Here is a 25,949-nt window from a genome sequence, read left to right on the forward strand (position 1 = left end):
CCGCCCGTCAGGCGGCGTTTCCCAGTGCGCTCGCGTGCCAGTCGAGCGGTACGTTGGCGAGCATGTCGTCCACCATGGCGTCCAGATCGTAGGCCGGCTTCCAGCCCCAGTCATATCGTGCGTGCGTGTCGTCGAGGGTATGCGGCCACGTCTCGGCGATCGCCTGGCGGAAATCCGGCGCATACGTCACGGTAAAGCCCGGCACACGGTGCGCAATCGCCCCGGCCAGCGTCTTCGGATCGAAACTCACCCCCGCGACGTTGTATGACGAGCGCACGCGCAGTTTCGACGCATCGGCGTTCATCAGTTCGAGCGTCGCGCGTACGGCGTCGGGCATGTGGATCATCGGCAGCGTGGCATCTTCCTTCAGGAAACAGGTGTACGTCTGGCCGCGACGCGCCGCCTGGAAGATCTCGATGGCGTAATCGGTCGTGCCGCCGCCCGGCGGCGTCTTGTAGCTGATGACGCCCGGATAGCGCAGGCTGCGCACGTCCACCCCGAACTTCGTAAAGTAGTACTCGCATAACCGTTCGCCCGCCTGCTTGCTGATGCCATACATGGTGGTCGGGTCCATGATCGCGAGTTGCGGCGTCTCCACGGCAGGCGTGTGCGGGCCGAAAGCGGCAATCGACGACGGCCAGAACACTCGCAGGCTCCGGCCCTTGCCCCGATGCTCGCGCGCGAGTTCGAGCACGTTGAGCAAGCCGTTCATGTTAAGTGTCCACGCTTGCAACGGTCGCGTCTCGCCAGTGGCCGAGAGCAGCGCCGCCAGATGGAAGATCTGCGTGATGCCGAAGCGCTCGACCAGCGCGGCCAGACGCGCGGCGTCGAGCACGTCGAGTGTCTCGTAATGCACCGGGTGACGCGACGGCCCCGGAGCGATATCCGTCGCAACGACATTCCCGTTGCCGTACTGCGCCGCCAGCGCCTCCACGAGTTCGCTGCCGATTTGCCCGTTGGCGCCGATGATGAGAATTCGTTCCATGATCAACCTTGCTTGAGAATGCCGAGTTCGTTACCGGCCTGGGCGAACGCCGCCAGCGCACGGGTGAGGTGTTCGCGGGTATGGGCCGCCGAGAGCTGCACGCGCACGCGCGCCTGACCTTGCGGCACCACGGGGTAAAAGAAGCCGGTGGCGATGACACCCAGTTCGTACAGACGCTGGGCGAAGCGTTGCGCAAGTGTGGCGTCGAACAGCATGACGGGGACGATGGGGTGCGTGCCCGGCTTGATCGTGAAGCCCAGTGCCGCGACTTCCTGACGGAAGAACGCCGTGTTTTCGTGCAATCGTTCGCGGCGCGCCGACGAATGTTCGAGCTCCTCGAAAACGGCAAGCGAGGTGCCCACGATGGCCGGTGCCAGACTGTTGGAAAAGAGGTAGGGGCGCGAACGCTGACGCAGCGTCTCGATGACTTCCCGGCGGCCGGCCGTAAAGCCGCCCATCGCACCGCCCAGCGCCTTGCCCAGCGTGCCGGTGATGATGTCGATCCTGCCCAGCACGCCGTGATGCTCGTGCGTGCCGCGCCCGGTCGGGCCCATGAAGCCGGAGGCGTGGCACTCGTCGATCATGACGAGCGCGCCGTACTGTTCGGCAAGCGCGACGATGCGATCGAGCTGGGCAATCGTGCCGTCCATCGAAAACACTCCGTCGGTGACGATGATCCGATGGCGCGCGCCCGCGGCGGCCTGCAACTGGCGCTCGAGATCGTCCATGTCGTTATGGGCGTAGCGCAAACGTTGCGCCTTGCAAAGCCGCACGCCGTCGATGATGGAGGCGTGGTTCAGCGCGTCGGAAATGATGGCGTCCTGCTCGTCGAACAGCGGCTCGAACACCCCGCCGTTGGCGTCGAACGCCGCGGCGTAGAGAATGGCGTCCTCGGTACCGAGGAATGCCGCGATGCGGGCTTCGAGTTCCTTGTGCGGGCCCTGCGTGCCGCAAATGAAGCGCACCGACGACAGGCCGAAGCCGAAATCTTCCAGCGCCTTCTGCCCGGCCTTGACCAGCGATTCGCTGCCCGACAGCCCCAGGTAGTTGTTGGCACACAGGTTGATACGCGTTTGCCCGTCGTCGCACATGACCTCCGGCCCCTGCCGCGACATGAGCACACGTTCCTGCTTGAAAAGGCCCTGCCGGCGCGTGTCTTCGAGTCGTTCGGTCAGTTGACGGTAGAAGCCCTCGCGGGCTTCCGGGGTTTGTGCGGTCATGGGGTGCATCTCCTGAATGTGATCGGGCCGAAAGCCCCGCTGCGTGCGAGCATGCTCTGCTACCATCACGACATACAGCTTATCGGAAACTATACTTTATATTGAACTAGTTTCAATATATTGAAAAATTCTAATATCCCGGAATTCATATGGCAAGTACTCCCGCAGCCGCTGCGGTGTCCCCTATCGCCCCGCCGCCCGTCGGCGACATGATCCAGCAGTTGCGCAAGGAGCGCGGCATGACGCTGGAGACGCTCTCGCGCGCCTCCGGCGTGTCGAAGTCGATGCTCTCGCAAATCGAGCGCGACAAGGCCAATCCGACCATTGCGGTCGCATGGCGTCTGGCGAACGCCCTGGGCGTGCGGCTCGACCAGTTGCTCGGCGCTCCCGCGGGCGACCCCGAGCCGGTGCGCATTTTCGGCAAGCACGAGACGCCGACACTCGCCGGGGCCGAGCAGGCTTATCAGTTGAAGATCCTCGGACCGATGGACCTCGCCGGGAAGTTCGAATGGTATGAACTGACGCTGCAACCGGGCGCGGCGCTTGTCTCCGAGCCGCACGATCCGGGCACGCGCGAGCATTTCACGGTATTCGACGGACAGGTTGACATCGAAGTCGAACATGTTGCCCGGCGCGCCAGACCGGGCGAGACGGCGCGCTACCCCGCCGACCGGGCGCACGCGATCCGCAACGTCGGCAAAGCGGTGGCGCGCGGCCTGATGGTCGTCATCCACGGCTAAGCGATCGCCGGTCTCCCGCCGGGTTCGCCATTCCCACTTCCCCATTCCTCCCGTCCTGTTTCCCGCCGCGCCCCGCCCGCACCGCCCGCCGCCAGGGCGGCGGTGCGCATGTCGCCTCGCGCAAAGCTCAAGTCCGCCCGCCAACTGCCGTTAGCACACGTTTGGTCCGTGTCTTCATCGAAGGACGCCGGCAACTCGATAACCGGACCGCCCGGACGTGCCAGCACGTCACGCGCGGCCGCCGCAAGCGCAACACCAGCGCGGAATCAGTGGGGATGACGAAGGAATGCAGCGATTGAGTCTGAAAGCGAAGTTGTGGTCTGCGGTGGCATTGATGTGGGTGAGCCTGCTCGCAATGGCAATCTGGGGCGCATGGGCCCAACGCGACACAATGCTCGCCGAGCGCCGCGCGGGCCTGACCCACGTGGTCGACGCCGGTCTGAGTCTGGCCAAGCACTACGCCGCACGCGCCGAGCGCGGTGAAATGAGTGTCACCGACGCCCAAAGACTGGCGCGCGAGCAGATCGGCGCGATCCGTTACGACGGCGACAACTATTTCGGTATCTTGAACTCCCAGCGCGTGATCGTGCTCAATTCGGTGAATCCGAAGCTCGAAGGCAAGGACATGAGCCAGTTCCGCGATCCGTCGGGCAAGCTCATGTTTTCGGACATCGTGGCGGCCGCGCGCACCGGCGATCCGTTCGTCACTTATCTGTGGCCGAAGCCCGGCTCCGAGCAACCCGTGGAGAAGATCAGCCGAGTTGGCGTGTTCTCGCCGTGGGACTGGTATCTGACGACGGGCGTCTACGTCGACGACATCAACGCGGCCTTCCTTGGCGCGCTGTTGCGCTGGGGCGCGATGCTCGCCATCGTCGGTCTGGCCGTATCGGGCGTCATGCTGCTCATCATCCGCAACGTCCAGCACAGTCTGGGCGGGGAACCGGAGTACGCCGCGGACATCGCAACGCGTATCGCCGACGGCGATCTGCTCACGCAGGTACGGCTGCGCCCGGGCGACGGCGCAAGTCTGCTTTATGCCATGCAACGCATGCAAGGCAACCTTCAGCAGATGATCGGACGCATCCGCAGCGGCACCAGCGCCATTACCGTCGCGTCGCGAGAGATTGCCGAAGGCAACACCGATCTGTCGGCGCGCACCGAACAGCAGGCGGCGGCGCTCGAAGAGACGGCGTCGTCGATGGAGCAGCTCACTTCGACGGTGCGTCAGAACGCCGACAACGCGCGTCAGGCGAGTCAACTGGCGGAGAATGCGTCGGCCATCGCCGTGCGCGGCGGACAAGTGGTGGACCAGGTGGTTGCCACGATGGAAGGCATTTCCCATAGCTCGGGCAAGGTCGTCGACATCATTGGCGTGATCGACGGTATCGCTTTCCAGACGAACATTCTCGCGCTCAATGCGGCGGTGGAAGCCGCACGCGCGGGCGAGCAGGGACGCGGCTTCGCGGTCGTGGCGGGCGAAGTCCGCACGCTGGCGCAGCGTAGCGCGGCCGCGGCCAGGGAGATCAAGGAACTGATCGAATCGTCGAACAGCCGTGTGCAGGACGGCTCGGTGCTCGTCGCACAGGCGGGTCAGACGATGCACGAAGTGGTCCAGGCGGTGCGGCGCGTGACCGACATCATGGGCGAGATTTCGGCGGCGTCCGAAGAACAGAGCCACGGCATCGAGCAGGTCGGCCGGGCGGTCACGCAAATGGACGAAGTCACGCAGCAGAACGCAGCGCTCGTGGAACAGGCGGCCGCGGCCGCCGCCTCGATGGAAGATCAGGCCCGCCTGCTCGATCAGGCGGTGGCCGCATTCCGGATGAACGGGACGGCCACGGCACCCGGCGCCCCAGACGCACCGCTCACGCAAGGCACGGCGGCCGTGGCGCTCCGGCGGCTGGCGGCCTGAGCGGCAAACTCAGCGTCTACGCCGTCAACTCGCCTGCCATTCCCGCGTCGATGATCCGCTGCGCGACGATCGGCAGAATACGCAGCGGCGGTGAACCCGCGCCGAAGGTCTGGCTCGCGGCGTAGGCGCCTTCGAGAATCAGCGACAACGCGTCGACCAGCGGCGCCGGCTCCTTGAGGCCGGCCGCCGTCACGAGGGCCGTGAAGCGGCGCACCACTTCCGCCTTGTAATTGAGCACCGACACCCGCGCCGCATGGGCCGGATCGGGGAATTCCGCCGCCACATTCACGAACGGGCAGCCGCGATAGCCGGGTTTGCTCGCCCGCTCCGACAAATCCAGGAAAATTTGCAGCATCTGCGCGCGCGGTTCGCCCGGGCGCTTCGCGATGCTTTCGTCGATACGCGCGAGACTTGCCGTCTGCATATGATCGAGATACGCCAGAATCAGGTCGTCCTTCGATGCGAACTGACGGTACAGGCTCATCTTGTTCACACCCGCGCGTTTGACGACGGCGTCCACCCCCACGGCGCGCACACCTTCCGAATGGAACAACTCCACGGCGGCGTCGAGCAGGTGCTGTTGTGCGATGGGGGCCGGCGTGACATGGCGTGGCGTCTTGCCGGCACGCGGCGCAGCACCGCGCCGGTGCGCGGCAGACGACACCGCGGGCGCTGCGGGCGCCTGCGGCGATGAAGACGTGGTCGATTTGGCCATGATCCGGCACTCCCTGAACTGTGGTTTGCGAAGCACGCGAGCGAAGCGATAACCCTGCCGTCGCAATGGATGTCTTGACATGTTACCGATCGGTTCATAACATGGCAACCTAATGTTACCGATCTGTCACATGTCTACTGAGGGACATAGACAGCCCGGTTCTCCCAAACGTTCCCGGTTCGGCGCACAACACCGAACCTCAGCAAGGATTTCTGCCATGAAGGCTGCACTTGCAAAGCGCATCGACGGACATTTCCACTACGGGTGGATCGTCGTCGGCGTCATTTTTCTGGTTTTGCTTGCCTCGGCGGGCATCCGCGCGACGCCGAGCGTCATGATGGTGCCGCTGGAGCACGACTTCGGCTGGAGCCGCGCCACGATCTCGCTGGCGATCTCGGTGAACCTTGCGCTGTACGGCCTGACCGGCCCGTTTGCCGCAGCCGCCATGCAGCGTTTTGGCATTCGTCCCACGGTCATGGTGGCGTTGCTGCTGTTGGCGTCGGGCACGGCGTTGTCGTCGCTCATGACGGCGCCCTGGCAGATGGTGCTGATCTGGGGCGTGATGGTCGGCGGCGGGACGGGTGTGGCCGCCGTCACGCTCGCGGCCACGGTCTCGAACCGCTGGTTTCACACGCATCGCGGCCTGGCGATGGGCATTCTCACGGCAAGCTCGGCAACGGGCCAGATGGTGTTCCTGCCGATGATGGCGGCGATCACCGAAAACTACGGCTGGCGCCCGGTGGTGCTGGTCGTGGCGCTCGTGGCGGCAATCGTTTTGCCTCTGGTGGCGTTCCTGTTGCCGGAGCGTCCCGGCTCGGTCGGACTGCGTCCGGTCGGCGCACCGGAAGATGCCGCCGACGTGCCGCTCACGCAAGGCAACCCCCTTACTGCCGCGTTGTCTGCGTTGCGCATGGCCGCCGGCAAGCGCGACTTCTGGCTGCTGTTCTTCAGCTTTTTCATCTGCGGCGCGAGCACCAACGGTTACATCGGCACGCACTTCATCGCGATGTGCGGCGATTACGGCATTTCCGAGGTGAAGGGAGCGGGCATTCTGGCGGCGATGGGCATTCTCGACCTCGTGGGCACCACGGCCTCGGGCTGGCTCTCGGACCGATACAACAGCCGCGTGTTGCTGTTCTGGTACTACGGTCTGCGCGGTCTGTCGCTGATCTATCTGCCGTACGCCTTCGGGCTGGACTTCTTCGGGCTCCCGCTTTTCGCGCTGTTCTACGGGCTGGACTGGATTGCGACGGTGCCGCCGACGGTGCGCCTGACCACCGATGTCTTCGGCAAGACGATGGCCCCGATCGTGTTCGGCTGGATCGTCGCCGGCCATCAACTGGGCGCGGCCACTGCCGCACTCGTTGCCGGTTCGCTGCGTGCCACGCTCGGTAACTACACGATGGCGTCGATGCTGTCGGGCGGCGTGTGCATCGTCGGGGCATTCATGGTGCTGCGAATTGCGCCGCACGCACCGAAGCGCCCGGCGGCCGCGAACGCCTGAATTGCCGAATGTCGGCGGATTTTCGACGAATTCCGTCTTCGATCCCGCCGTCGGTCCCGCCGTCGACGCACTTGTCACGCATGCCATGAAGACTCGCTGCGATGCCCTGCTCCGGTGCATGACATCCGGAACGTTTTCCTATCGGCTGCGGCCGGCCGGAGCACCTTGGGCGTGTTCGGCAAGGCCGAGCGAATTGCCGTAACCTGTGCAGGTTTTGTGCAGCACAGCAACCCCCACTTTCACAGGACCTTCAGCAATGACGGACTCGCAACATACCCCACTCGCCGCCCTCGATACCGATCTGTTCTCGCCGTATCCGCTCGGCCCGCTTGAACTGAGCAACCGTATCGTGATGGCCCCGCTCACCCGCAGCCGTGCCGGTCAGGGCGACGTGCCCGGCCCGATGGTCGCCGAGTACTACGCGCAACGCGCATCGGCCGGGCTCATCATCAGCGAAGCCACGAACATCTCGCAACAGGGCAAAGGCTACGCCTTCACGCCGGGCATCTATACCGAAGCACAAGTCGCCGGCTGGAAGCAGGTGACGGACGCGCTGCATGCCAAGGGCGGCAAGATTTTCTGCCAGTTGTGGCACGTCGGCCGCATCTCGCATCCGTCGTTGCAACCCGGGGGGGCGCTGCCCGTGGCGCCGTCGGCGATTCAGCCGGCAGGTAAAGCGTTCACCGAGCACGGTTTCGAGCCGCATCCGGTGCCGCGCGCGCTGGAGACGTCCGAGATCCCGGGCATCGTCGAACAGTATCGACACGCCGCCGAATGCGCCAGGCGTGCCGGTTTCGACGGCGTGGAAATCCACGCCGCGAACGGCTATCTGCTCGATCAGTTCATGCGCGACAAGACGAACCATCGCACGGATCAATACGGCGGAAGCATCGAGAACCGCGTGCGCATCGTACTAGAAGTGACGCAAGCCGTCGTCGATGTGTGGGGCGCCGAGCGCGTGGGCATTCGCCTGTCGCCGATCAGCCCGGCGAACGATTGCGGCGACAGCCATCCGGAACCCGTGTTTACCTATGCCGTCGAGCAACTCAACCGTTTCGGTCTGGTGTACCTGCACGTGGTCGAAGGGGCAACGGGCGGCCCGCGCGAAGTGGAAGGCGGCTTCGATCTGCAAAAGCTGCGTCGTCTGTTCAAGGGTACGTTCATGGCCAACAACGGCTATGACCTTGCGCTCGCGATCAAGGCACGCAAGGAAAACCTCGCGGATCTGATCGCCTTCGGCAAGCCATTCATCGCGAACCCGGATCTGGTCGAGCGCCTCAGGCGCGGCGGCCCGTTCAACGCGCTCGATCGCGACACGCTGTACGGTGGCGACGCGCGGGGTTACGTCGATTACCCGACGCTGGACGAGTCGGCAGCCTGACGTTCGCGCCGCCGCCACGGCGGCGATGACATCGTTGCGTTGCCGCCCGGAAAGCAGGACGCCTGCGAGGCGCCCTGCGTTTATGTCCGGCTCGCCTCGCCGCGATGAGGCTTTCAGGATGTTGACCTGAAGCGCTTAACCGGGATCCCGGTTAAGCCGCGCGCGCCTCCGGCGCGGTCCAACGCATCAGGTCGGCGCCCGCCGGGTTCTGATACATGCGCAGCCCGAACTCCGGCAGGATCGCCAGCAGATGGTCGAAGACATCGCCCTGCACGCGCTCGTATTCGGCCCACACGATCGTGTTGGTGAAGCAGTAAAGCTCTACCGGAATTCCCGTGGCGGACGGTTGCAGCGAGCGCACCATACACGTCATGCCTTCGTGAATGTTCGGGTGCGCTTTCAGATACGCCAGCGCATACGCGCGGAACGTGCCAATGTTCGTCAGACGGCGCGTGTTGGCCGGCACTCCCGCCGCAATGCCCAACGCAGCATTTGCGTCCGCCAGCGAACGCTGTTTCTCCGAGAGGTAGTCACACAGCAGATGCAACTTCGACAAACGCGCGATCTCCGCCTCGTCGAGGAACCCAACGCTCCCCGCATCGATGCACAACGTGCGCTTGATGCGGCGCCCACCCGCCTGCTGCATTCCCCGCCAGTTCCGGAAGCTCTCGGAGATCAGACGCCATGTCGGAATGGTCGTGATCGTCTTGTCCCAGTTCTGGACTTTCACCGTGTGCAGCGCAATGTCCACCACGTCGCCATCGGCGCCGACTTGCGGCATTTCGATCCAGTCACCCACGCGCAGCATGTCGTTCGACGTCAATTGCACGCTCGCGACGAACGACATGATCGTGTCCTTGAATACCAGCAGCAGCACCGCCGACATCGCGCCCAGGCCGGAGAGCAGCAACCACGGCGAGCGGTCGATGATCGTCGCGACGATGGCAATGCCCGCGACCACGTACAGCGCGATCTTCCCTAGCTGGACATACCCCTTGATCGACCGCGTGCGCGCATGCTCGGACATCGCATAGACGGACTGCGCCGCATCCAGAATGCCCGCAATGGCCAGCGTGGCGTAGAGCAGGGTCGTGGCAAGCGCCACGTTGCCGATGACGAGTACGGCCTTTTCCGGCAGGTCCGGCACCAGTTCGATGCCGAACTGAACCACGAGATACGGCAGGGTACGCGCGGCCCGATGGAACACGCGATGCGCGAGTAGCGCATCGTCCCAGCGATTGGCCGTACGTTGCACGACCAGGCGCACGACACGCACGATCACGAACTGCGCCACGGCCTGCACCAGCACCGCCACCACAACCAGCATCGCCAATGCCACGGCCATCCGCGCCCAGGGCGCATTGCCGAACCACGCCATCAAGGCTTCCCACGTCATCCCGCCACTCCTCGACTCTCAGATTCACCAACATACCGACGACCTTGCCCGGCGCTGCCACCGGCCCCGACCGGACCGATGCGCCGCCGAGCGCGCCAACCGCCAACGTAAAATGACGGCCGCCATGGACCGTCATTCCCGGAGTCGCCGCGCGCTCGCCGTTCCCGCGCACGGGCCGGCACGCACACGGCGGCACGCTTTTTCAGACGCCGTCACGAGCGGCCACGAGCGGTTACGAGCGGTCATGGCGGCGTGCCGCATCGACCGGCCCCGCGACACCGTGATGCCGTGATACCGCAGAATGCCCGCACGCACGCCCGTCCGCACGTCTTATACGGACGCTCCAAACGGCACGCTCGCCACGACACTCTGCGCCCCCGGCAGCGACGGCGCGATGATCGTACCTCCGCCATTGCCGCGCGACTTGCCGGAACTCAGGTAATCGGCGATGGAGTCCTGCGTGACCTCACCGAGGTATTGATTGTCGTCGCCGAGCACCGGCAGCGATGCCAGATTGTGTTCGTACATGCGCGAGAGCAGCACCCGAAGGTTGTCTCCCGCCACCGCCGACGCCTTGAAATCCCGCACCCGTTCGCCGCACGTGCCCTGTGCGTGACGCGTATCGCGACGCGCAATGTAACCCAATGCACGCGCATTTTCGTCAACGACCACCAGCGAGCGTGTGTCGAGTTCGTCCATCAGACCGTACGCTTCGGACAGCGTGGTTTGCGGCTTGACGGTCGGTTGCGGCGTGGCCGCATCCTCGGCGCGCACCAGCAGCAGTCGCTTGAGAATTCGGTCATGTCCCACGAAGCTCGCCACGAACTCGTCGACCGGGCGTGCGAGCAAGGCGTCGGGCTGCGCATACTGCACCAGACTGCCCTGGCGGAAAATCGCAATGCGGTCCGCCAGCTTGATCGCCTCGTCGATATCGTGGCTGACCATGATGACCGTCTTGCCCAGTTGACGCTGCATCTGCAGGAACTCGTTCTGGATCGACTCGCGGTTGATCGGGTCGACGGCGCCGAACGGCTCGTCCATCAGCAGCACCGGCGGGTCGGCCGCCAGCGCGCGGATCACGCCGATACGCTGCTGCTGACCGCCCGAGAGTTCACGCGGATAGCGCGACAGATAACGCTTCGGATCGAGGGCGACCATGCCCATCAGTTCGGTCGCCCGTTCGCGGCAGCGCTTCTTGTCCCAGCCGAGCAGGCGCGGCACCACGGTAATGTTCTCCTCGATGGTCATGTTCGGGAACAGACCGATCTGCTGGATCACATAACCGATATGGCGGCGCAGTTCGATTTCGTTGATGTTGCCGGTGTCTTGCCCATTGAGCAGAATGTGCCCGGAGGTCGGCTTGATCAGCCGGTTGATCATCTTGAGCGTGGTCGTCTTGCCGCACCCCGACGGGCCGAGGAAGACGCAGATTTCGCCAGGCGGCACATCGAGACTGACCTTGTTCACGGCGTTCACGCGCGTGCCGTCCTTCTGGACGAAGCTTTTGGTGAGATTGTCGAGTTTGATCATACGGTTCGGATTCCTTTCGGTGTCAGCACACGCTGAAGGCGGTGCAACAGGGTGTCGGCAACGATGGCGAGCAGACTCACCATGACCGCACCCGCGACAAGCTGCCGGGTATCGCTCTGGCTGATTCCCTGGGTGATCAACACCCCGAGACCGCCGGCCCCGACGATGGCGCCAATGGCCATCACGCCAATATTCATTACGACAGCAGTGCGCACGCCACCCAGTACCACCGGCACGGCGAGCGGCAATTCCACCAGACGCAGACGCTGCCAGAACGTCATGCCGATGCCGACTCCCGCTTCGCGAATGCTCGGATCGATCTGCCGAAGCGCGAGGCTCGTGTTGCGCATGATCGGAAGCAGCGAATACAGGAAGACGGCGGCAACGGCGGGCGCGGGGCCGATGCCCATGCCATAGACGGACAGTGCCGGGATCATCAGGCCGAACAGGGCAATCGACGGGATCGTGAGCACGACCGTCGCCAATCCCAGCACCGCGCCGGACAACCAGCGAAACCGCGTGACCAGCACGCCCAGCGGCACGCCGACCACGATGGCCGCTCCTACGGAAGCTGCCACCAGCCACGCGTGCTGACCGGTGAGGGTCAGAATGCGATGCCAGTTATGCGTCAAAAATTCAATCATGAGACTCCTCGATCAAAATCCATGGGTGCCATGACAAGCCTGCGGCCGTCACGGCACCAGTCCTTCCTGCTTGAGGAATTCGCTCGCCACCCGCGAGACGGCACGGTGATCGATATCGACCTGTGCATTCATGTCTCGCATGTTCTCGTCGTTGATCTTCGCTGACAGTGCGTTGAGTTCGTCAGCGAGCGCGGGGTTGGCGTCGAGCACTTCCTTGCGCACGACCGGCGTGGCGGCGTAAGCCGGGAAGAAGCCCTTGTCGTCGGCCAGCACCTTCAGATCGAAACCCTTGTTGCGGCCATCGCTGGTGTAGACGAGTCCGGCATCGATCTGCTCATTGCGCAGCGCCGTGTAGACGAGACCCGGGTCCATCTGCTTGATGTTGCTGCGCGCGAGATGGAAGTCGTAGAGCTGTTCCATCGGTTCGAGACCGTCCGAACGACCGACGAACTCCATGTCGAACGCAAACTGCATCTTCGGATTCGAGCGAAATTTATCGATGAGCTGCGACACCGTATCGATGCCTTCTTCGCGTGCGATCTTGCCGGGCATCGCGAACGCATAGGTGTTGTTCAGCGCCGCCGGATTCAGCCAGACGAGGCCGATCCTGCCGTCGAGTTCCTTCACGCGTTCATAGGTCTGCTGCGGGTCGAGTTTCTCGGTAACCTTGTTGTAGACGATCAGCGAAGTGCCCGTGTACTCCCAGACCACATCGAGCTGCTGGCTCTCCATGCCTTGACGCATCACCACGCTGCCCAACCCGTTTTTGAGCTCGACGTCGTAGCCTTTGCTGCGCAGATATTGCGCCGTCATCTCGGACAGGATGAGTTGTTCGGTGAAGTTCTTGCCGCCGATGGTCAGCGTGGCAGCCTGCGCCGCGGCACTCGTGGCCATCACGCCCAGCGCGAGTGCCGCGGCGCCGAACAGGCGCATCCAGCGCGGCATCATCTGTTGAAACGAAATTTTCATACGTATGGGCCTCCTGAGGTCTCAGCGCACGGCAGCGCCGTGACGGGCGAACCACAGCCCGCTGGCGAAGGCGACGATACCGTCGAGCACGAGCGCCAGCAGGGCAGTTCCGGCAGCGCCGAGCAACAGCTTGGTCTGGTCGTTGAGATAAATGCCCGGAAAAATCAGTTGTCCCAGACTGTCCGCGCCGATCAGAAAGGCGAGCGGCGCCGTACCGACATTGATGGCGAGCGCGGTGCGAATGCCGCCGACGATGACCGGCATGGCGTTGGGCAGATCGACGCGGAACAACACCTGCGCGGGTGTCATGCCCATGCCGCGCGCCGACTCCCGCAATGCGGGCGGCACCTGCCGCAACCCTTCGTACGCATTACGCACGATCGGCAGCAGCGACGCGAGCCACAGCGCCAGAATGGCCGGGCGGTCGCCAATGCCGAGTACCGCCATCGAAAGCGCCAGGACGGCAAGCGAGGGCAGCGTGTTGCCGATATTGAAAATCTGCACCGCCCGCTCGGCGTGCTTCTCGAACATCGGCCGCGAGATCAGCACCCCCGCGGGCACGCCGACCACGATGGCCAATGTCATCGATATGGCTACGAGCTTGAGATGCTGCTGGGTGTAATACACCAGGTCGCCCCGGTATTTGACGAGCGAATCGACGCCCAGCCAATACACCAGACCAGTGGCTGCGGCGGCAACGCCGAGTAGCCCGAATCCGGCCAGATAGAGAATGCGATACTGCTTCGCCACGTTCATGCTCCCTTTGAATGGGTTGGCAGCGCTGCGCGCGAAGCAATAGCCATCGCCCCACGTGACAACGCGGTCAAACAAGCATGACAACTGTTAGCTGCCTTGCGAATTGTGATGTGTTCGATCCGAAGGTCTGTGGAAGACGACGGTGACGAACAAGGCGTCGCGGAATGCGACTTGAGAGACGAGCTTTCAACGCCGTGGGCGCCTGGGCCTCTCGGTGCACGCTTATTGAAAGCGCGCGAATGTTTTACTGCTGAAACTCATTGCGTGGTGGTAAGGACGCCGGCGCAACGAGGAACACCGGCAACGCTTTTGATTCTATGGGCCAACCGCAGCGATTGGCTTTTTTTATTCTAGTACAGATAATGCGTCGATGCCAACCCTTAGCATGTTTTTGATGCGGAATCGGGCATATTTACACGCAATTACACAAGATATTTTTCATACGAATAGGATTCCGAATCAATTGTGCACGCCGTAATCCCCCGCCGGGCGGGGCCATTCGGGAATGGAAAAAGATGCACGAACGAGATATTTTTGAAATGTCCCGAAATCCGGCATTTGTGTCGAAACTCGCATGTTCCGCATGGCGGACCAGTGTGCCGCACGGTGCGCTCCCCGAGGACGTGGACGTGTCGTTTCGCAGGCCTTGACCCGACACGAAGTGCCGTCGAAATCTGCGTGCTTTCTCGTCGCCAACCGGAAATTGGCGGCCCACTCCGGAAACCAGTGCGAAGCCGGAAAAACTCGTGTATTCTCCGAGGTTTATCTTAGTTATCAATCATTTAGCGCAAAATCGGGGAACGTGAACGCAACGTGAGGCCATGATCTCGCGGCGATTCGCGGGCGCGATGATTGAACGGTAGGAAAGCGATCGTGCGCGGGCACGAGGTCGTTGAATGGCGAATAACAACTATGAAAAGTACCATCAGCCGTACCGAACAGGGCAATCGGGTTGCCGCGGCCACCATTTTGGCAGCGTGCGCCGCACTCACTCTCGCGGGATTCCTTGCGCGTGCGCTCGAAGGCACGGTGAATCCCTTGCTCACGTTCTTCCTCGTCTCGGCCGGCGGCATCCTCAATTTGTCGACGGCGTGTCTGCTCGGCGTTCAGTACCTCTACAACGGTAAGCGTTACTTCGCGCAGTTCGGTTGCGCGTTTTTGCTGCGCGGACTCTTCATGTTCACCGAAGGCGTGCTGCTCGCGAACCAGCTCGCCGGCATTTCCACCCACGTCACGCGCGCGCCGTTCTGGCTCTGGCTCGTGGCTGAAGCGAGCTTCGCCGCATACGTCATGTTGAGCGTGCGCAGTTATTCGCGCACCCGCATGGACCCGCATACGCGCCCCGGCTATTCGGAAGCGGCGCGCTACGGCGCGACTGTGCTCATCATCTGGGTGACGGTGTCGTTGTCGCTCGTTGGCGCCGGACGCACCCTCGTCACGCCACATCTTGCGGGCGGCATCGACATCGAGACACTCGCGCTTGGCGCACTCTTCGTCGCTTATGTCGCGCTGTGGTGGCGTATTGCGGCCGTCACGCGCCTGTCGCACAAACTCTTCCTGCTCGTGTGGGTCGTGGTCACGATCTCGCTGTGCCAGTTGCTGCTCTCGCTTACCGCGCCGAGCGAGGCGTCTTATCAGTGGTACGCGGCGCGCCTGCTCGCGCTGGCATCGCCGGGCGTTGCAACGCTCGCGCTGGTATGGGAGATCACACGACAATACCAATCGCTCGCACTCACGAACACCGATCTCGTGGAGAAGGTGTTCATCGATCCGCTCACGCATATCTACAATCGCCGCTACTTCGACAATCGCATTCGTCTGGTGGCCGAACGCGTGCAACAGCGGGAGATTCCCCTGTCCGTACTGCTCATCGACATCGACTTCTTCAAGCAGGTCAACGACCGCTACGGCCATCCGTTCGGCGACGCCGTGCTGCAACGCATCGCCACGACGATCCAGCATTGCATTCGCTTGCCGAGTGACTTCGCAGTGCGTCTGGGAGGAGAGGAGTTCGCGGTGGTGCTGCCGGAGATCGATCAGCATGCGGCGCTTCGTGTGGCCGACCGTATTCGCGAATCGGTCAAACGCGCCAGTTCGGATTTGCTGCCGCAGGCCGCACGTGATGAGGGCGAAGCGATCACGATCAGCGTGGGGATCGCGTCATGGCAGCCGGGCGAGCCGCTCGTCATCAGTGCAATGCTGGAGCGCGCCGACAAGGCGCTGTATCAGGCGAAGCACAAGGGACGCGATCAGAGCGTGCTGGGACAGATGGCGGCATGACGTTGCGTAAGGTTGCATAACCTGACATGACGCCGCATAGGCGGGAACGCTAACGAGACGGCGGTCCCTTGAGCTCGACGGTATTGCCGTCGGGGTCGTTGAGGTAGCACGACGGCCCTTGCCCATGCGCGCCATAGCGTTGCACCACCTCGCCCAGCGTGACCCCATGCGTTGCCAGTTCCCGACGGATCGCCTCGTCGTCGAACGGTTCGACCCGCAGACAGAAATGATCGAGGTTACGGCCTTCGGGGCCCGGCGCGGCGCCGCCCTGACGGCCGATCGTTCCTGCGACGTCCACCAGATCGATGAGCGAATCGCCCGCGCGCAACTGCACCAGCCCGAGCTCGGCCTGTACCTTCTCCAGCGAGCACGCCAGCACGTGGATGTAGAAATGCTGGAGCCGGGCGACATCTGCGGTGCGCAGCACGACATGATCGAGTGCGACGAACGGGATCTTCATCCGCTGCCCGCGCCCGCCGTCAGGCGCTCAGCGCGTAGCGCCGCCGCTTCTCGACCTTGGTTTCGTGCGTCATCTCGCTGCGCCCGTCCTCGAACACCGTTTCCAGCCGTACGGTGAAGCCCCACAGCCGGGCCACGTGCTTGAGCACTTCCTCGAAGCTGTCGTCGAGCGGTTTTCGCTCGCTTTGCACGTGACGCAGCGTGAGTGACCGGTCGCCATGCAGATCGACGTGTGCGACCTGTATGTTCGGTTCGAGCTGGCTGAGGTTGTATTGCTGCGCCAGCATCTCGCGAATCTCGCGATAGCCGCTGTCGTTATGAATGGCCGTCACGCGCAGGCGGCTGTCGCGGTCGTCGTCGAGCACGGAAAACAGCTTGAGGTCGCGAATGACCTTGGGCGAAAGGAACTGCTGGATGAAACTCTCGTCCTTGAAGTTGCGCATCGCGAAGTCGAGCGTTTTCACCCAGTCGGACCCCGCGATGTCGGGGGCCCACAGACGATCTTCTTCCGTTGGCGCCTCGCACATGCGGCGAATGTCCTGGAACATCGCAAAACCGAGCGCGTACGGATTGAGCCCGCTGTAGTAGGGGCTGTCGAACGACGGTTGATAGACCACGTTCGTATGCGCGTGCAGGAACTCCATCATGAAGGCGTCGTTGACAAGTTTCTCCTTGTAGAGCTGCTGGAGAATCGTGTAGTGCCAGAACGTGGCCCATCCTTCGTTCATCACCTTGGTCTGGCGCTGCGGATAGAAGTACTGCGCCAGCTTGCGCACGATGCGCACGATCTCGCGCTGCCACGGAGCGAGCTTCGGCGCGTTCTTCTCGAAGAAATACAACAGGTTCTCCTGCGGCTCGCCCGGAAAGGGCGGCTCGTCCGACTCCGTGGGGTCGAGGCCGTCGTCCTCATCGTCGTCGTGCAGCGCGTGATTCGGCAGCGTGCGCCACAGATCGTTGATCTGCATTTGCAGGTAATTCTCGCGTTCCTTCTGGCGCGCCTGCTCCTGGGCGAGCGACAGACGTTTGGGCCGTTTGTACCGGTCCACGCCGTAGTTCATCAGCGCGTGGCAGGAGTCGAGCAGCAACTCCACCGACTGTTCGCCGTAGCGTTGCTCGCACTCGGTAATGTAGTTCCGCGCGAACAGCAGATAGTCGACGATGGCGTCGGCGCTGGTCCATGTGCGGAAAAGGTAATTCCCCTTGAAGAACGAGTTATGACCGTAGCTGGCGTGCGCGATGGTCAGCGCCTGCATGGTCATGCTGTTCTCCTCCATCAGATAGGCGATGCAGGGGTTTGAATTGATGACGATCTCGTAAGCCAGCCCCATCTGCCCGCGCTTGTAACCGCGCTCGGAAGACAGGAAGTGCTTGCCGTACGACCAGTGGTGATAGCCGATGGGCAGGCCGACGGTCGCGTAAGCGTCGAGCATCTGCTCGGCGGTAATGATCTCGATCTGATTCGGGTACGTGTCGAGCTTGAAGTCCGAGGCAATGCGCGCGATCTCGTGCTCGTAACGCTGAATCAGTTCGAACGTCCATTCCGATCCGGTGGAGATATACGCCATGATGCGTCCTCGTTGTAGTACCGGCGGGACGGTTTTCAGGCCGCCTTCTTCTTGAACAGGTCGTGCAGCACCGGGTAGATTTCAGCCGCTTCCATGATGCGCTGCATTGCGAAATTCGGATGCTGCTGCTTGACCGACAGGTATTCGTTCCACAGGTTCTGCGGCTCGGCGCTCGCCACCTCCACGTAGGCGAAATACTGCACCGCCGGCATGATCGACTGCATCAGAATATCGCGACAGATCGGCGAGTCCCCGTCCCAGTTGTCGCCGTCCGAAACCTGCGCGCCGTAGATATTCCAGTCGCTGGGCGAATACCGGTCGGCAATGATGTCGTTCATCAGCTTGAGCGCGCTGGACACCACCGTGCCGCCCGATTCGCGCGCGTAGAAGAAGTCGTCTTCGTTGACTTCCTTCGCGGTCGTATGGTGACGGATGAGCACGAGGTCGATGCGCTCGTAGTTATGCCGCAGGAACAGGTAGAGCAGCATGAAAAAGCGTTTGGCCAGATCCTTGCGGCTTTGGTCCATGGAGCCGGAAACGTCCATCAGACAGAACATGACGGCCTGCGCCTGCGGGCGCGGCTGCATGATCCGGTTCGAATACCGCAGATCGAGCTTTTCGATGTATGGAATCGCCTCGACGCGCGTACGCAGATGCGTAATCTCGTGCGCCAGCGCCAGCGCACGGGGCGACGTGTCGCCTTCCCGTGAGACGATGTCCGCATACTCGGCCTCCAGTTCGCGCAACTGCTTGCGATAGGGCGCGGTGAGCGCGATGCGGCGGCCCAGCGAGCTGCGCATCGTGCGAATGACGTTGAGGTTCGACGGCGTACCGTCGATGGAATAGCCCGCACGAACCTTGCGGAACTCCGGAATCTGCGCGAGCCTGCGCTTGGCAAGGTCGGGCAGCGCCATGTCTTCGAAGAAAAATTTCAGGAACTCCTCCCGCGAGAGGTTGAAGACGAAATCGTCCTCGCCCTCGCCCGAGTCGCTGGCGCGGCTGCCGCCGCCGCCCGCGCCCGATGGCGGACGCTCGAAGTTGTCGCCCACCACGAACTCCCGATTGCCGGGATGTACCATCTCCCGCCGCCCGCCGGGTCCGTGGTGGAACAATGGCTCCGAAATGTCCTTCACCGGGATCGAGACCTGTCCGCTGCCATCGATATCGGTAATCTTGCGCCCACCCACCGCCTTCGCTACCGCGCGACGAATCTGATCGCGGTAGCGCTTGATGAAGCGCTGCTGATTGATGGCGCTTTTGTTCTTGCCGTTTTGCCGTCTGTCGATGATTGCTGACATGGTGGCCCCGATTGGTTGCTACGGTTGCTACGAGGATTTGCGCACGCGCAGATACCATTCCACGAGCAGGCGAACCTGCTTCGGGGTATAGCCCTTTTCCACCATCCGGTTGACGAAGTTGGCGTGCTTTTCCTGATCCTCCTTGGACGACTTCGCATTGAAAGAAATCACCGGCAGCAGATCCTCGGTGGTCGAGAACATGCGCTTCTCGATGACCGCGCGCAGCTTTTCGTAACTCGTCCAGAGCGGATTCTTGCCCGCGTTGTTGGCGCGCGCACGCAGAACGAAGTTGACGATCTCGTTGCGGAAGTCCTTCGGATTGGTAATCCCGGCCGGTTTCTCGACTTTCTCCAGTTCGTCGTTGAGCGCCGTGCGATCCAGAATTTCGCCGGTGTTCGGGTCACGATATTCCTGATCCTGAATCCACAGATCCGCGAAGTTCACATAACGATCGAAGATGTTCTGACCGTACTCGGAATACGACTCGAGATAGGCGGTCTGAATCTCCTTGCCGATGAACTCGACGAAGGGTGCGGTCAGATACTCCTTGATGTAGGCCAGATAGCGCTTCTCGACTTCGCCCGGATACTGCTCGCGCTCGATTTGCTGTTCGAGCACGTACAGCATGTGCACCGGGTTGGCCGCGACTTCGGTGTTATCGAAGTTGAAGACTTTCGAGAGCACCTTGAAGGCAAAACGCGTGGACATGCCCGTCATCCCTTCGTCCACCCCGGCGTAGTCGCGGTATTCCTGATACGACTTGGCCTTCGGATCGATGTCCTTGAGGTTTTCACCGTCGTAGACACGGACCTTGGAGAAGATGTTGGAGTTCTCGGGCTCTTTCAGCCGGGTGAGCACTGCAAACTGAGCCAGCATCTTGAGCACGTTCGGCGCGCGCGGTGCATTGGCGAGCGAACTGTTCTTCACCAGTTTCTCGTAGATCTTTACCTCGTCGGTCACGCGCAGGCAGTACGGCACCTTTACGATATAGATACGGTCGAGGAAAGCTTCGTTGTTGCGGTTGCCCTTGAAACTTTGCCACTCCGCTTCGTTCGAGTGGGCGAGCACGATGCCGTCGAACGGAATCGCGCCGAACCCTTCCGTTCCCTTGTAGTTGCCTTCCTGTGTCGCGGTCAGCAACGGGTGGAGCACCTTGATCGGCGCCTTGAACATTTCGACGAATTCGAGCAGGCCGCGGTTGGCCAGGCACAGCCCCCCGGAGTAGGAATAGGCGTCGGGATCGTCCTGCGGATATTCCTCGAGTTTGCGGATATCGACCTTACCGACCAGCGACGAGATGTCCTGGTTGTTTTCGTCCCCCGGCTCGGTCTTGGCAATGGCGATTTGTTGCAGCACGGACGGCCGCACCTTCACCACACGGAACTTCGTGATGTCGCCGTTGAATTCATTCAGACGCTTGGTGGCCCATGGAGACGGAATCGTATTCAGATACCGTATCGGGATGCCGAAGTCCTCTTCCAGAATCTTGCCGTCTTCCTCGGGCGAGAACAGACCCAGAGGCGACTCGTGCACTGGCGATCCCTTCAGGCAATAGATGGGCACGTCCTCCATCAACGCCTTGAGCTTCTCGGCCAGCGACGACTTGCCGCCGCCCGGAGGCCCGAGCAGATAGAGAATCTGCTTGCGCTCTTCGAGTCCCTGTGCGGCGTGTTTGAAGAACGAGACGATTTGCTCGATCGTGTCTTCCATGCCGTAGAAGTCACGGAAGGCGGGATAGATCTTGATGATCTTGTTGGAGAACAGCCGCGAGAGTCGCGGGTCGTGATGCGTATCGATCAGCTCAGGCTCGCCGATCGCGCGCAACATGCGCTCGGCTGCCGTTGCATACGCAGTCGAGTCCTTCTTACAGATCTCCAGATATTCCTGGATGCTGTATTCCTCTTCCTTGCGTGCTTCGAAACGTGTCGTGTAGTGGCTGAAAATATCCATATGCCTCACCCCGCTTCATCGGAAAACATCGCGACGCGATGCCCGCTCTGTTGCCTAAGAACGTGTTTGCGATCTTCTGGTCATCCCTGATAATTCGAGGATGACGAGAAAGAAATACGCGAGTGACATAAGCCGAGAGAAGTTCTCGGAGATCGAGCCGCTGTTGCGCAGCGTGCGCCGGCGCACGAAGCCCACGACGGTGGACTTGTACGAGGTGTTTTGCGCGGTGCTGTATCTGTTGCGTACAGGTTGCCAATGGCGCTTCTTGCCCAGCGAGTTTCCCAAGTGGCAAACCGTCTACGCGTATTTCAGCAAATGGAGTCAGCCTGACCAGCACGGCGTGAGCGTGCTGGAGCAGGCACTCAAAAAATCAGGTTGGCGCGGCGCGCACAAGACAGGGACGCAGCGCCAGCACGACGTTCTTGATCGTGGACGCGCAGAGCGTGAAGAACACTGACACGGCAGCGCATAAGGGTTATGACGCGGGCAAGAAGGTGTCGGGCATCAAGCGTCATATTGCCGTAGACACGCAGGGCTTGCCGCACGCCGTGGCGGTAACCACTGCCGAGGTGACCGATCGCAAAGGAGCGTTGCTGGCGTTCGAGCACGGCAAGCCTCGCTTGGGACAGGTGCAAAGTGTGCTGGTCGATGGCGGTTACGTGGGCGAACCCTTCGCGCAGGGCGTGCGCGAGATCTTGGGCGAGCGGGTCACGGTGCAGATCGCCAAACGCAGCGAACTGCATACTTTCAAGGTCCTGCCGCAGCGTTGGGTCGTCGAGCGCAGTTTCGCCTGGCTGGAGAAGAACCGGCGCTTATGGAAGAACTGTGAGCGTTTGCTCAACACCAGCTTGCAGTTTGTCCATCTCGCCTTTTTGGCACTGCTGCTCAGGAGATCGTAAACCGGCTCTAAGACCCGGATGACTGCGCAATGGTTTCGACCTGGCTCACTGCATGCCGGAGCGACTGACGCGAAACCTTTCGCACTGTCCCCTCCCTCACATGAACGACTCAAAATCGGTTTAGGTTGACTTTAAACTTGTCCGTGAAAATTGCAACCGTTAACTCATCATATGCACAAACAAAAAAACTGTCGCTAGATATTTGCCGCATCGCTAACCATTCTTGATAACCCGCATGCGGCAAGGGTTTCCGCCACATCTACGCAATGCGCACGTCACACGAGACATGTCGAAAGTCGAGCGACTTTTGGAGTCTTCACCCACGCACAGCGCACTCGGGTTTGCCTGCATCGAAAGACGTTTCGACTTCTCTCCAATTTATTACGGAATCCTATTTATCATGGAAAATATCGCAGTCGTATCCGAACCACGGTGTGCGAAGTTTTTGGGAAAAAAAGCGGGCGGCCCGACGACGTCGACGAAGCCGAAGACGTGGGCGCGATACGAGTGCTTTCCTGTCGAGGCGTCGCGACTGCGCAAAGTCGCGAAGGTCGTGCGAACGACATGTAGCGACACATGATCGCCGCAAGCGGAAAGTCGACGACGGACGGCTGTCTGAACGGACTACCTCCTCCTTGCAAATCGCCGATCTCTGGAATGAAGCGAACAACGTGCCAGACGATCAGCCTTGAAAGCATGTTACGCCGGTTCACCGAAATGTGCTGCGCGGAATATGTAACGTGTTGTGAGCCGCCGCGCCGCCCGGCCAGGGTTCGAACGACAACCGCTGCCGCCCGGTCGATTCGTGCAATAATGCAACCTTGTTGCATTTAGGGCGCATCTGCACATAGCGCCACGCAGCGCCGCACAGCGGTTCCGTGGCTTCGCACCCGTGCGTCACCCGACTTTTCCATGATTCGCTTCTCTGTTTGGCTCTACCGTCTCGCTGGCTGGGAACGCACGGCACTTACGCTGCTCGTGCTCGTCCCACTCTGGGCGCTCGTTTTTTGGGCGCTGAAAGGGGTCGCCCAGTGATCGGCTGCCAGGATCTCTCGGTCCGTTTCGGGCCGAACGTCGCACTCGAAGGCGTAAGCGCGACATTCGCCCCGGGCGTACTCTCGGCGGTGGTCGGCCCCAACGGCGGCGGCAAGACGACCTTGCTGCGCGCGCTTGCGGGATTGCAAAAGGTCTCGACAGGCCATGTCGTGTGCGACGGGCCGGCGGCCTATCTGTCTCAGCGGCCCGAAACCGATCACCGTTTCCCGATGTGCGTGGAAGAGTACGTGCTCACCGGCACGTGGCGACGCACGGCAGACGCACGGCGTGTTGGGCGCGACGAGTTCGATCGCGCCATCGACGCCCTCGCCCGTGTCGGCCTGGCCGACAAACGCATGCAGGCGCTGGAAGTCTTGTCCGGCGGTCAATGGCAGCGCGCCCGCTTCGCCCGGCTGATCGTCGAAGACGCCCCGATCGTTTTGCTCGACGAACCGCTGACCGGCATCGATGTGCCCTCCGCGGAACTGTTGCTGGCTTTGCTGGATCAATGGCGCAACGAAGGCCGCACCGTCGTGACGGTGCTCCACGACTTGCCGCTCGTGCTCGAACGCTTCGCCCATGTGGCCGTGATGGCCGGACGGCTGGTGGCCTCGGGCACCCCGGCAGACTGCCTGCACAGCGGCTTCCCGTCGACGGAGCGGGCGGGCGGCGGCACGTTCTCCGGCCTGTCGGGCGCCGGCGGGTACACCGCATTCGCGGCCGGGCAGCCGTCACTGCCGTTGCCGGCGTCGCCACCGCCACAGACACCGCGCCCTGCCGGCTCCGTCACGGGAGGCCGCCAGTGAGCGCACTGCCCGAACTGATTGTCGGCCCGTTCGCGGAGTTCGACTTCATGCGGCACGCCCTCGTCGGCAGTCTGGCGCTATCGCTCGGCTGTACGCCCGTCGGGGTGTTTTTGCTGCTGCGCCGCATGAGCCTGATGGGCGATTCGCTCTCGCACGCCGTGTTGCCGGGCGCGGCCGTCGGCTATCTGATCGGCGGCCTGTCGCTGCCATGGATGGCCGGAGGCGGCATGGCGGCGGGTCTGCTCGTCGCCATGCTCGCCGGGCTGTCGAGCCGGCGCACACGGCTGGACGAAGGCGCGTCGTTCGCCGGGTTCTATTTGTTGGCGCTCGCGGGCGGCGTGGTGATCGTGTCGAAGTGGGGGAACAGCGTCGACCTGATGAACCTGCTGTTCGGCTCCGTGCTGGCAGTGGACGACCCCTCGTTGATCCTCGTGGCCGCGATCACCACGGTGACGTTGCTCTGGTTCGGCTGGCACTATCGCGGCCTGGTGCTCGACAGCGCCGACCCGACATTCCTGGGCCAGGGCCGCTCCCAGGGCAAGGGAATGAGCGTGATGCGCTATCACCTCGGCTTTACCGTGCTGACGGTGATGAACCTCGTTGCCGGCTTTCAGGCCATGGGCACGCTCATGGCCGTAGGGCTGATGATGCTTCCGGCGGCCACCGCACGGCTCGTCGCCCGCACCTTGCCCGGCATGCTGCTGGCCGCGTGGCTGGTCGCAAGCGCCTCGAGCGTGATCGGGTTGCTGATTTCGTACTATCTGGCCTGCCCTTCCGGGCCGGCCATCGTTTTGACGGCAGGCGTGGCCTATTTGAGCGCGCTGCTTGTTTCGCCGGGCACTACCGGTACTGCAAAGGCTTCGGCGCTTTAAGAGAGGGAAACATGTTCGGATTGAGTCAACGGGGCAAGCCGCAGGGCAAATCGCGGCTTGGCGCAGGGCTTTCTGTCGTTTTGGCGGCAATGTTTGCGTTGGCGATGGCCTTCGCCGCGCCGGCTCGCGCGCAGGACACACGTCTGCCTGTCGGCGTGAGCTTCAGCATTCTGGCGGACATCGTGAAGTCCGTCGGCGGAGACCGGGTCGACGTCACCGCGCTCGTCGGCCCCGATCAGGACACCCATACCTACGAACCGACCCCGGCCGATGTCGCCAAACTCTCCGGCACCCGGCTGTTCTTCGTGAATGGTCTGGGTTTCGAAGGCTGGCTGCCCCGCCTGATGAAGTCGAGCCACTATCCCGGCCAGCTGGTGACGGTCACGAAGGGCCTCAAGCCGCGCACCATGGTCGACGACGGCAAGGCCGTGACCGATCCGCATATGTTTCAGGACCCGGAGCGCGTGAAGACGATGGTGGACAACATTGCCGCCGCCCTGTCGCAAGCCGATCCGGCCGGCGCCAGCTATTACGCGGAACGCGCGAAGAACTATCGTGGCGCGCTCGACGACCTGATCAAATGGGCCGACAAGCAACTGGCGGCCATCCCGCCGTCGCGCCGCGTGGTACTCACCTCACATGACGCCTTCGGCTACCTCGGCCAGCGTTTCGGCATCAAGTTCCTTGCCCCGGAGGGCGTGTCGACGCAAAGCGAAGCCAGCGCCAAGGACGTGGCGAACCTGATCCGCCTGATCCGCCGCACCGGTATCCGCGCCGTGTTCATGGAGAACATCTCCAATCCGCGCCTCGTGGAACGCATTGCGCACGACGCCCGGGTGACGGTGGACGGCAAGCTGTACTCCGACGCGCTGTCGAAGAACCCGGAAGCAACGACCTATCTCCAGTTGTTCCAGTACAACATACGGGCGCTCGCCACGGCCATGAAGGACAACCGCTGAGCGGCGGCGGCCTCTCCCGCTCCCATGCGGTGCACGCGGTATAATGCGTGCACCACACACCGGCCCCGCTACGG

The 25,949-nt window shown here is 62.5% G+C and carries 21 protein-coding genes; 9 read left to right on the top strand and 12 right to left on the bottom strand.

Features of this window, described 5'->3' with window-relative positions:
* Positions 1-7 precede the first annotated feature (7 nt).
* Both AB870_RS19425 and kbl read right to left on the bottom strand, forming a co-directional pair.
* Complete coding sequence (locus tag AB870_RS19425; RefSeq protein ID WP_047905949.1) at positions 8-985, bottom strand: NAD-dependent epimerase/dehydratase family protein; 978 nt, start codon at positions 983-985, stop codon at positions 8-10.
* A 2-nt stretch (positions 986-987) separates the two neighbouring features.
* On the bottom strand, positions 988-2,205 hold the full coding sequence (gene kbl / locus AB870_RS19430) for a glycine C-acetyltransferase (RefSeq protein WP_047905950.1): 1,218 nt from the start codon (positions 2,203-2,205) through the stop codon (positions 988-990).
* Positions 2,206-2,354: 149 nt separating this feature from the next.
* Between kbl and AB870_RS19435 the strand changes: the two genes are divergently transcribed.
* Both AB870_RS19435 and AB870_RS27420 read left to right on the top strand, forming a co-directional pair.
* Entirely contained in the window at positions 2,355-2,945 is a 591-nt protein-coding gene (locus AB870_RS19435) for a helix-turn-helix domain-containing protein (RefSeq protein ID WP_047905951.1), read from the top strand.
* A 286-nt stretch (positions 2,946-3,231) separates the two neighbouring features.
* On the top strand, positions 3,232-4,857 hold the full coding sequence (locus AB870_RS27420) for a methyl-accepting chemotaxis protein (protein WP_047905952.1): 1,626 nt from the start codon (positions 3,232-3,234) through the stop codon (positions 4,855-4,857).
* A 16-nt stretch (positions 4,858-4,873) separates the two neighbouring features.
* On the opposite strand, the gene AB870_RS19445 is transcribed toward AB870_RS27420, so the two are convergent.
* Positions 4,874-5,572, bottom strand: a complete 699-nt coding sequence (locus AB870_RS19445) for a TetR/AcrR family transcriptional regulator (protein ID WP_047905953.1) — start codon at positions 5,570-5,572, stop codon at positions 4,874-4,876.
* Between the two features lie 217 nt (positions 5,573-5,789).
* On the opposite strand from AB870_RS19445, the gene AB870_RS19450 reads away from it, so the two are divergent.
* The gene (locus AB870_RS19450; protein WP_047905954.1) at positions 5,790-7,076 is read left to right on the top strand and encodes an MFS transporter; all 1,287 of its coding nucleotides are present in this window, start codon (positions 5,790-5,792) and stop codon (positions 7,074-7,076) included.
* 256 nt (positions 7,077-7,332) lie between these two features.
* Positions 7,333-8,457 carry an alkene reductase gene (locus AB870_RS19455; RefSeq protein WP_047905955.1) on the top strand — a complete coding sequence of 375 codons (1,125 nt, stop codon included), beginning with the start codon at positions 7,333-7,335 and terminating at the stop codon, positions 8,455-8,457.
* A 151-nt stretch (positions 8,458-8,608) separates the two neighbouring features.
* Here AB870_RS19455 and AB870_RS19460 read toward each other — a convergent pair whose 3' ends face one another.
* From AB870_RS19460 to AB870_RS19480, 5 genes are all read right to left on the bottom strand, one after another.
* Positions 8,609-9,853 carry a mechanosensitive ion channel family protein gene (locus tag AB870_RS19460; RefSeq protein WP_047905956.1) on the bottom strand — a complete coding sequence of 415 codons (1,245 nt, stop codon included), beginning with the start codon at positions 9,851-9,853 and terminating at the stop codon, positions 8,609-8,611.
* A gap of 330 nt (positions 9,854-10,183) precedes the next feature.
* Positions 10,184-11,383 carry an osmoprotectant ABC transporter ATP-binding protein OsmV gene (locus AB870_RS19465; protein ID WP_047905957.1) on the bottom strand — a complete coding sequence of 400 codons (1,200 nt, stop codon included), beginning with the start codon at positions 11,381-11,383 and terminating at the stop codon, positions 10,184-10,186.
* Positions 11,380-12,027 carry an ABC transporter permease gene (locus AB870_RS19470; RefSeq protein ID WP_047905958.1) on the bottom strand — a complete coding sequence of 216 codons (648 nt, stop codon included), beginning with the start codon at positions 12,025-12,027 and terminating at the stop codon, positions 11,380-11,382. Before AB870_RS19470 ends, AB870_RS19465 begins: the two co-directional genes overlap by 4 nt.
* 48 nt (positions 12,028-12,075) lie before the next feature.
* Entirely contained in the window at positions 12,076-12,996 is a 921-nt protein-coding gene (locus tag AB870_RS19475; RefSeq protein ID WP_157112391.1) for a glycine betaine ABC transporter substrate-binding protein, read from the bottom strand.
* 21 nt (positions 12,997-13,017) lie between these two features.
* Positions 13,018-13,752 (bottom strand): ABC transporter permease, encoded by a 735-nt coding sequence (locus tag AB870_RS19480; RefSeq protein WP_047905959.1) that lies wholly within the window; start codon positions 13,750-13,752, stop codon positions 13,018-13,020.
* Positions 13,753-14,664: 912 nt separating this feature from the next.
* Here AB870_RS19480 and AB870_RS19485 point away from each other — a divergent pair.
* On the top strand, positions 14,665-16,032 hold the full coding sequence (locus AB870_RS19485; protein ID WP_047905960.1) for a GGDEF domain-containing protein: 1,368 nt from the start codon (positions 14,665-14,667) through the stop codon (positions 16,030-16,032).
* Between the two features lie 49 nt (positions 16,033-16,081).
* On the opposite strand, the gene AB870_RS19490 is transcribed toward AB870_RS19485, so the two are convergent.
* Genes AB870_RS19490 through AB870_RS19505 form a run of 4 tightly spaced genes read right to left on the bottom strand, consistent with a single transcriptional unit; the run spans position 16,082 to position 21,304 of the window.
* Positions 16,082-16,492: a VOC family protein gene (locus AB870_RS19490; RefSeq protein WP_047905961.1), complete on the bottom strand. Its 411-nt coding sequence runs from the start codon at positions 16,490-16,492 to the stop codon at positions 16,082-16,084.
* Positions 16,493-16,511: 19 nt separating this feature from the next.
* A complete protein-coding gene (locus AB870_RS19495; RefSeq protein ID WP_047905962.1) occupies positions 16,512-18,056 on the bottom strand; it encodes a SpoVR family protein in 1,545 nt (514 codons plus the stop codon).
* A gap of 35 nt (positions 18,057-18,091) precedes the next feature.
* A complete protein-coding gene (locus AB870_RS19500; protein ID WP_047905963.1) occupies positions 18,092-19,354 on the bottom strand; it encodes a YeaH/YhbH family protein in 1,263 nt (420 codons plus the stop codon).
* 27 nt (positions 19,355-19,381) lie between these two features.
* Positions 19,382-21,304, bottom strand: coding sequence for a PrkA family serine protein kinase (locus tag AB870_RS19505; RefSeq protein ID WP_047905964.1), 1,923 nt, complete (start codon positions 21,302-21,304; stop codon positions 19,382-19,384).
* Positions 21,305-21,404: 100 nt separating this feature from the next.
* On the opposite strand from AB870_RS19505, the gene AB870_RS25725 reads away from it, so the two are divergent.
* From AB870_RS25725 to AB870_RS19535, 4 genes are all read left to right on the top strand, one after another.
* Positions 21,405-22,203 (top strand): IS5 family transposase gene (locus tag AB870_RS25725; protein ID WP_418303967.1). Its coding sequence is split into 2 segments (ribosomal slippage): positions 21,405-21,676 and positions 21,675-22,203, totalling 801 coding nucleotides; the frame shifts between segments, so codons are not numbered across the junction.
* A gap of 1,031 nt (positions 22,204-23,234) precedes the next feature.
* Positions 23,235-24,044 carry a metal ABC transporter ATP-binding protein gene (locus tag AB870_RS19525; protein ID WP_053059445.1) on the top strand — a complete coding sequence of 270 codons (810 nt, stop codon included), beginning with the start codon at positions 23,235-23,237 and terminating at the stop codon, positions 24,042-24,044.
* Entirely contained in the window at positions 24,041-24,916 is an 876-nt protein-coding gene (locus tag AB870_RS19530) for a metal ABC transporter permease (protein ID WP_157112392.1), read from the top strand. The genes AB870_RS19525 and AB870_RS19530 overlap by 4 nt, the downstream gene beginning before the upstream one ends.
* 11 nt (positions 24,917-24,927) lie before the next feature.
* Positions 24,928-25,875 (top strand): metal ABC transporter solute-binding protein, Zn/Mn family, encoded by a 948-nt coding sequence (locus tag AB870_RS19535; RefSeq protein ID WP_053059446.1) that lies wholly within the window; start codon positions 24,928-24,930, stop codon positions 25,873-25,875.
* The last annotated feature ends 74 nt before the right edge of the window (positions 25,876-25,949 follow it).

The organism is Pandoraea faecigallinarum, assembly GCF_001029105.3.
GTDB classification, from domain to species: domain Bacteria; phylum Pseudomonadota; class Gammaproteobacteria; order Burkholderiales; family Burkholderiaceae; genus Pandoraea; species Pandoraea faecigallinarum.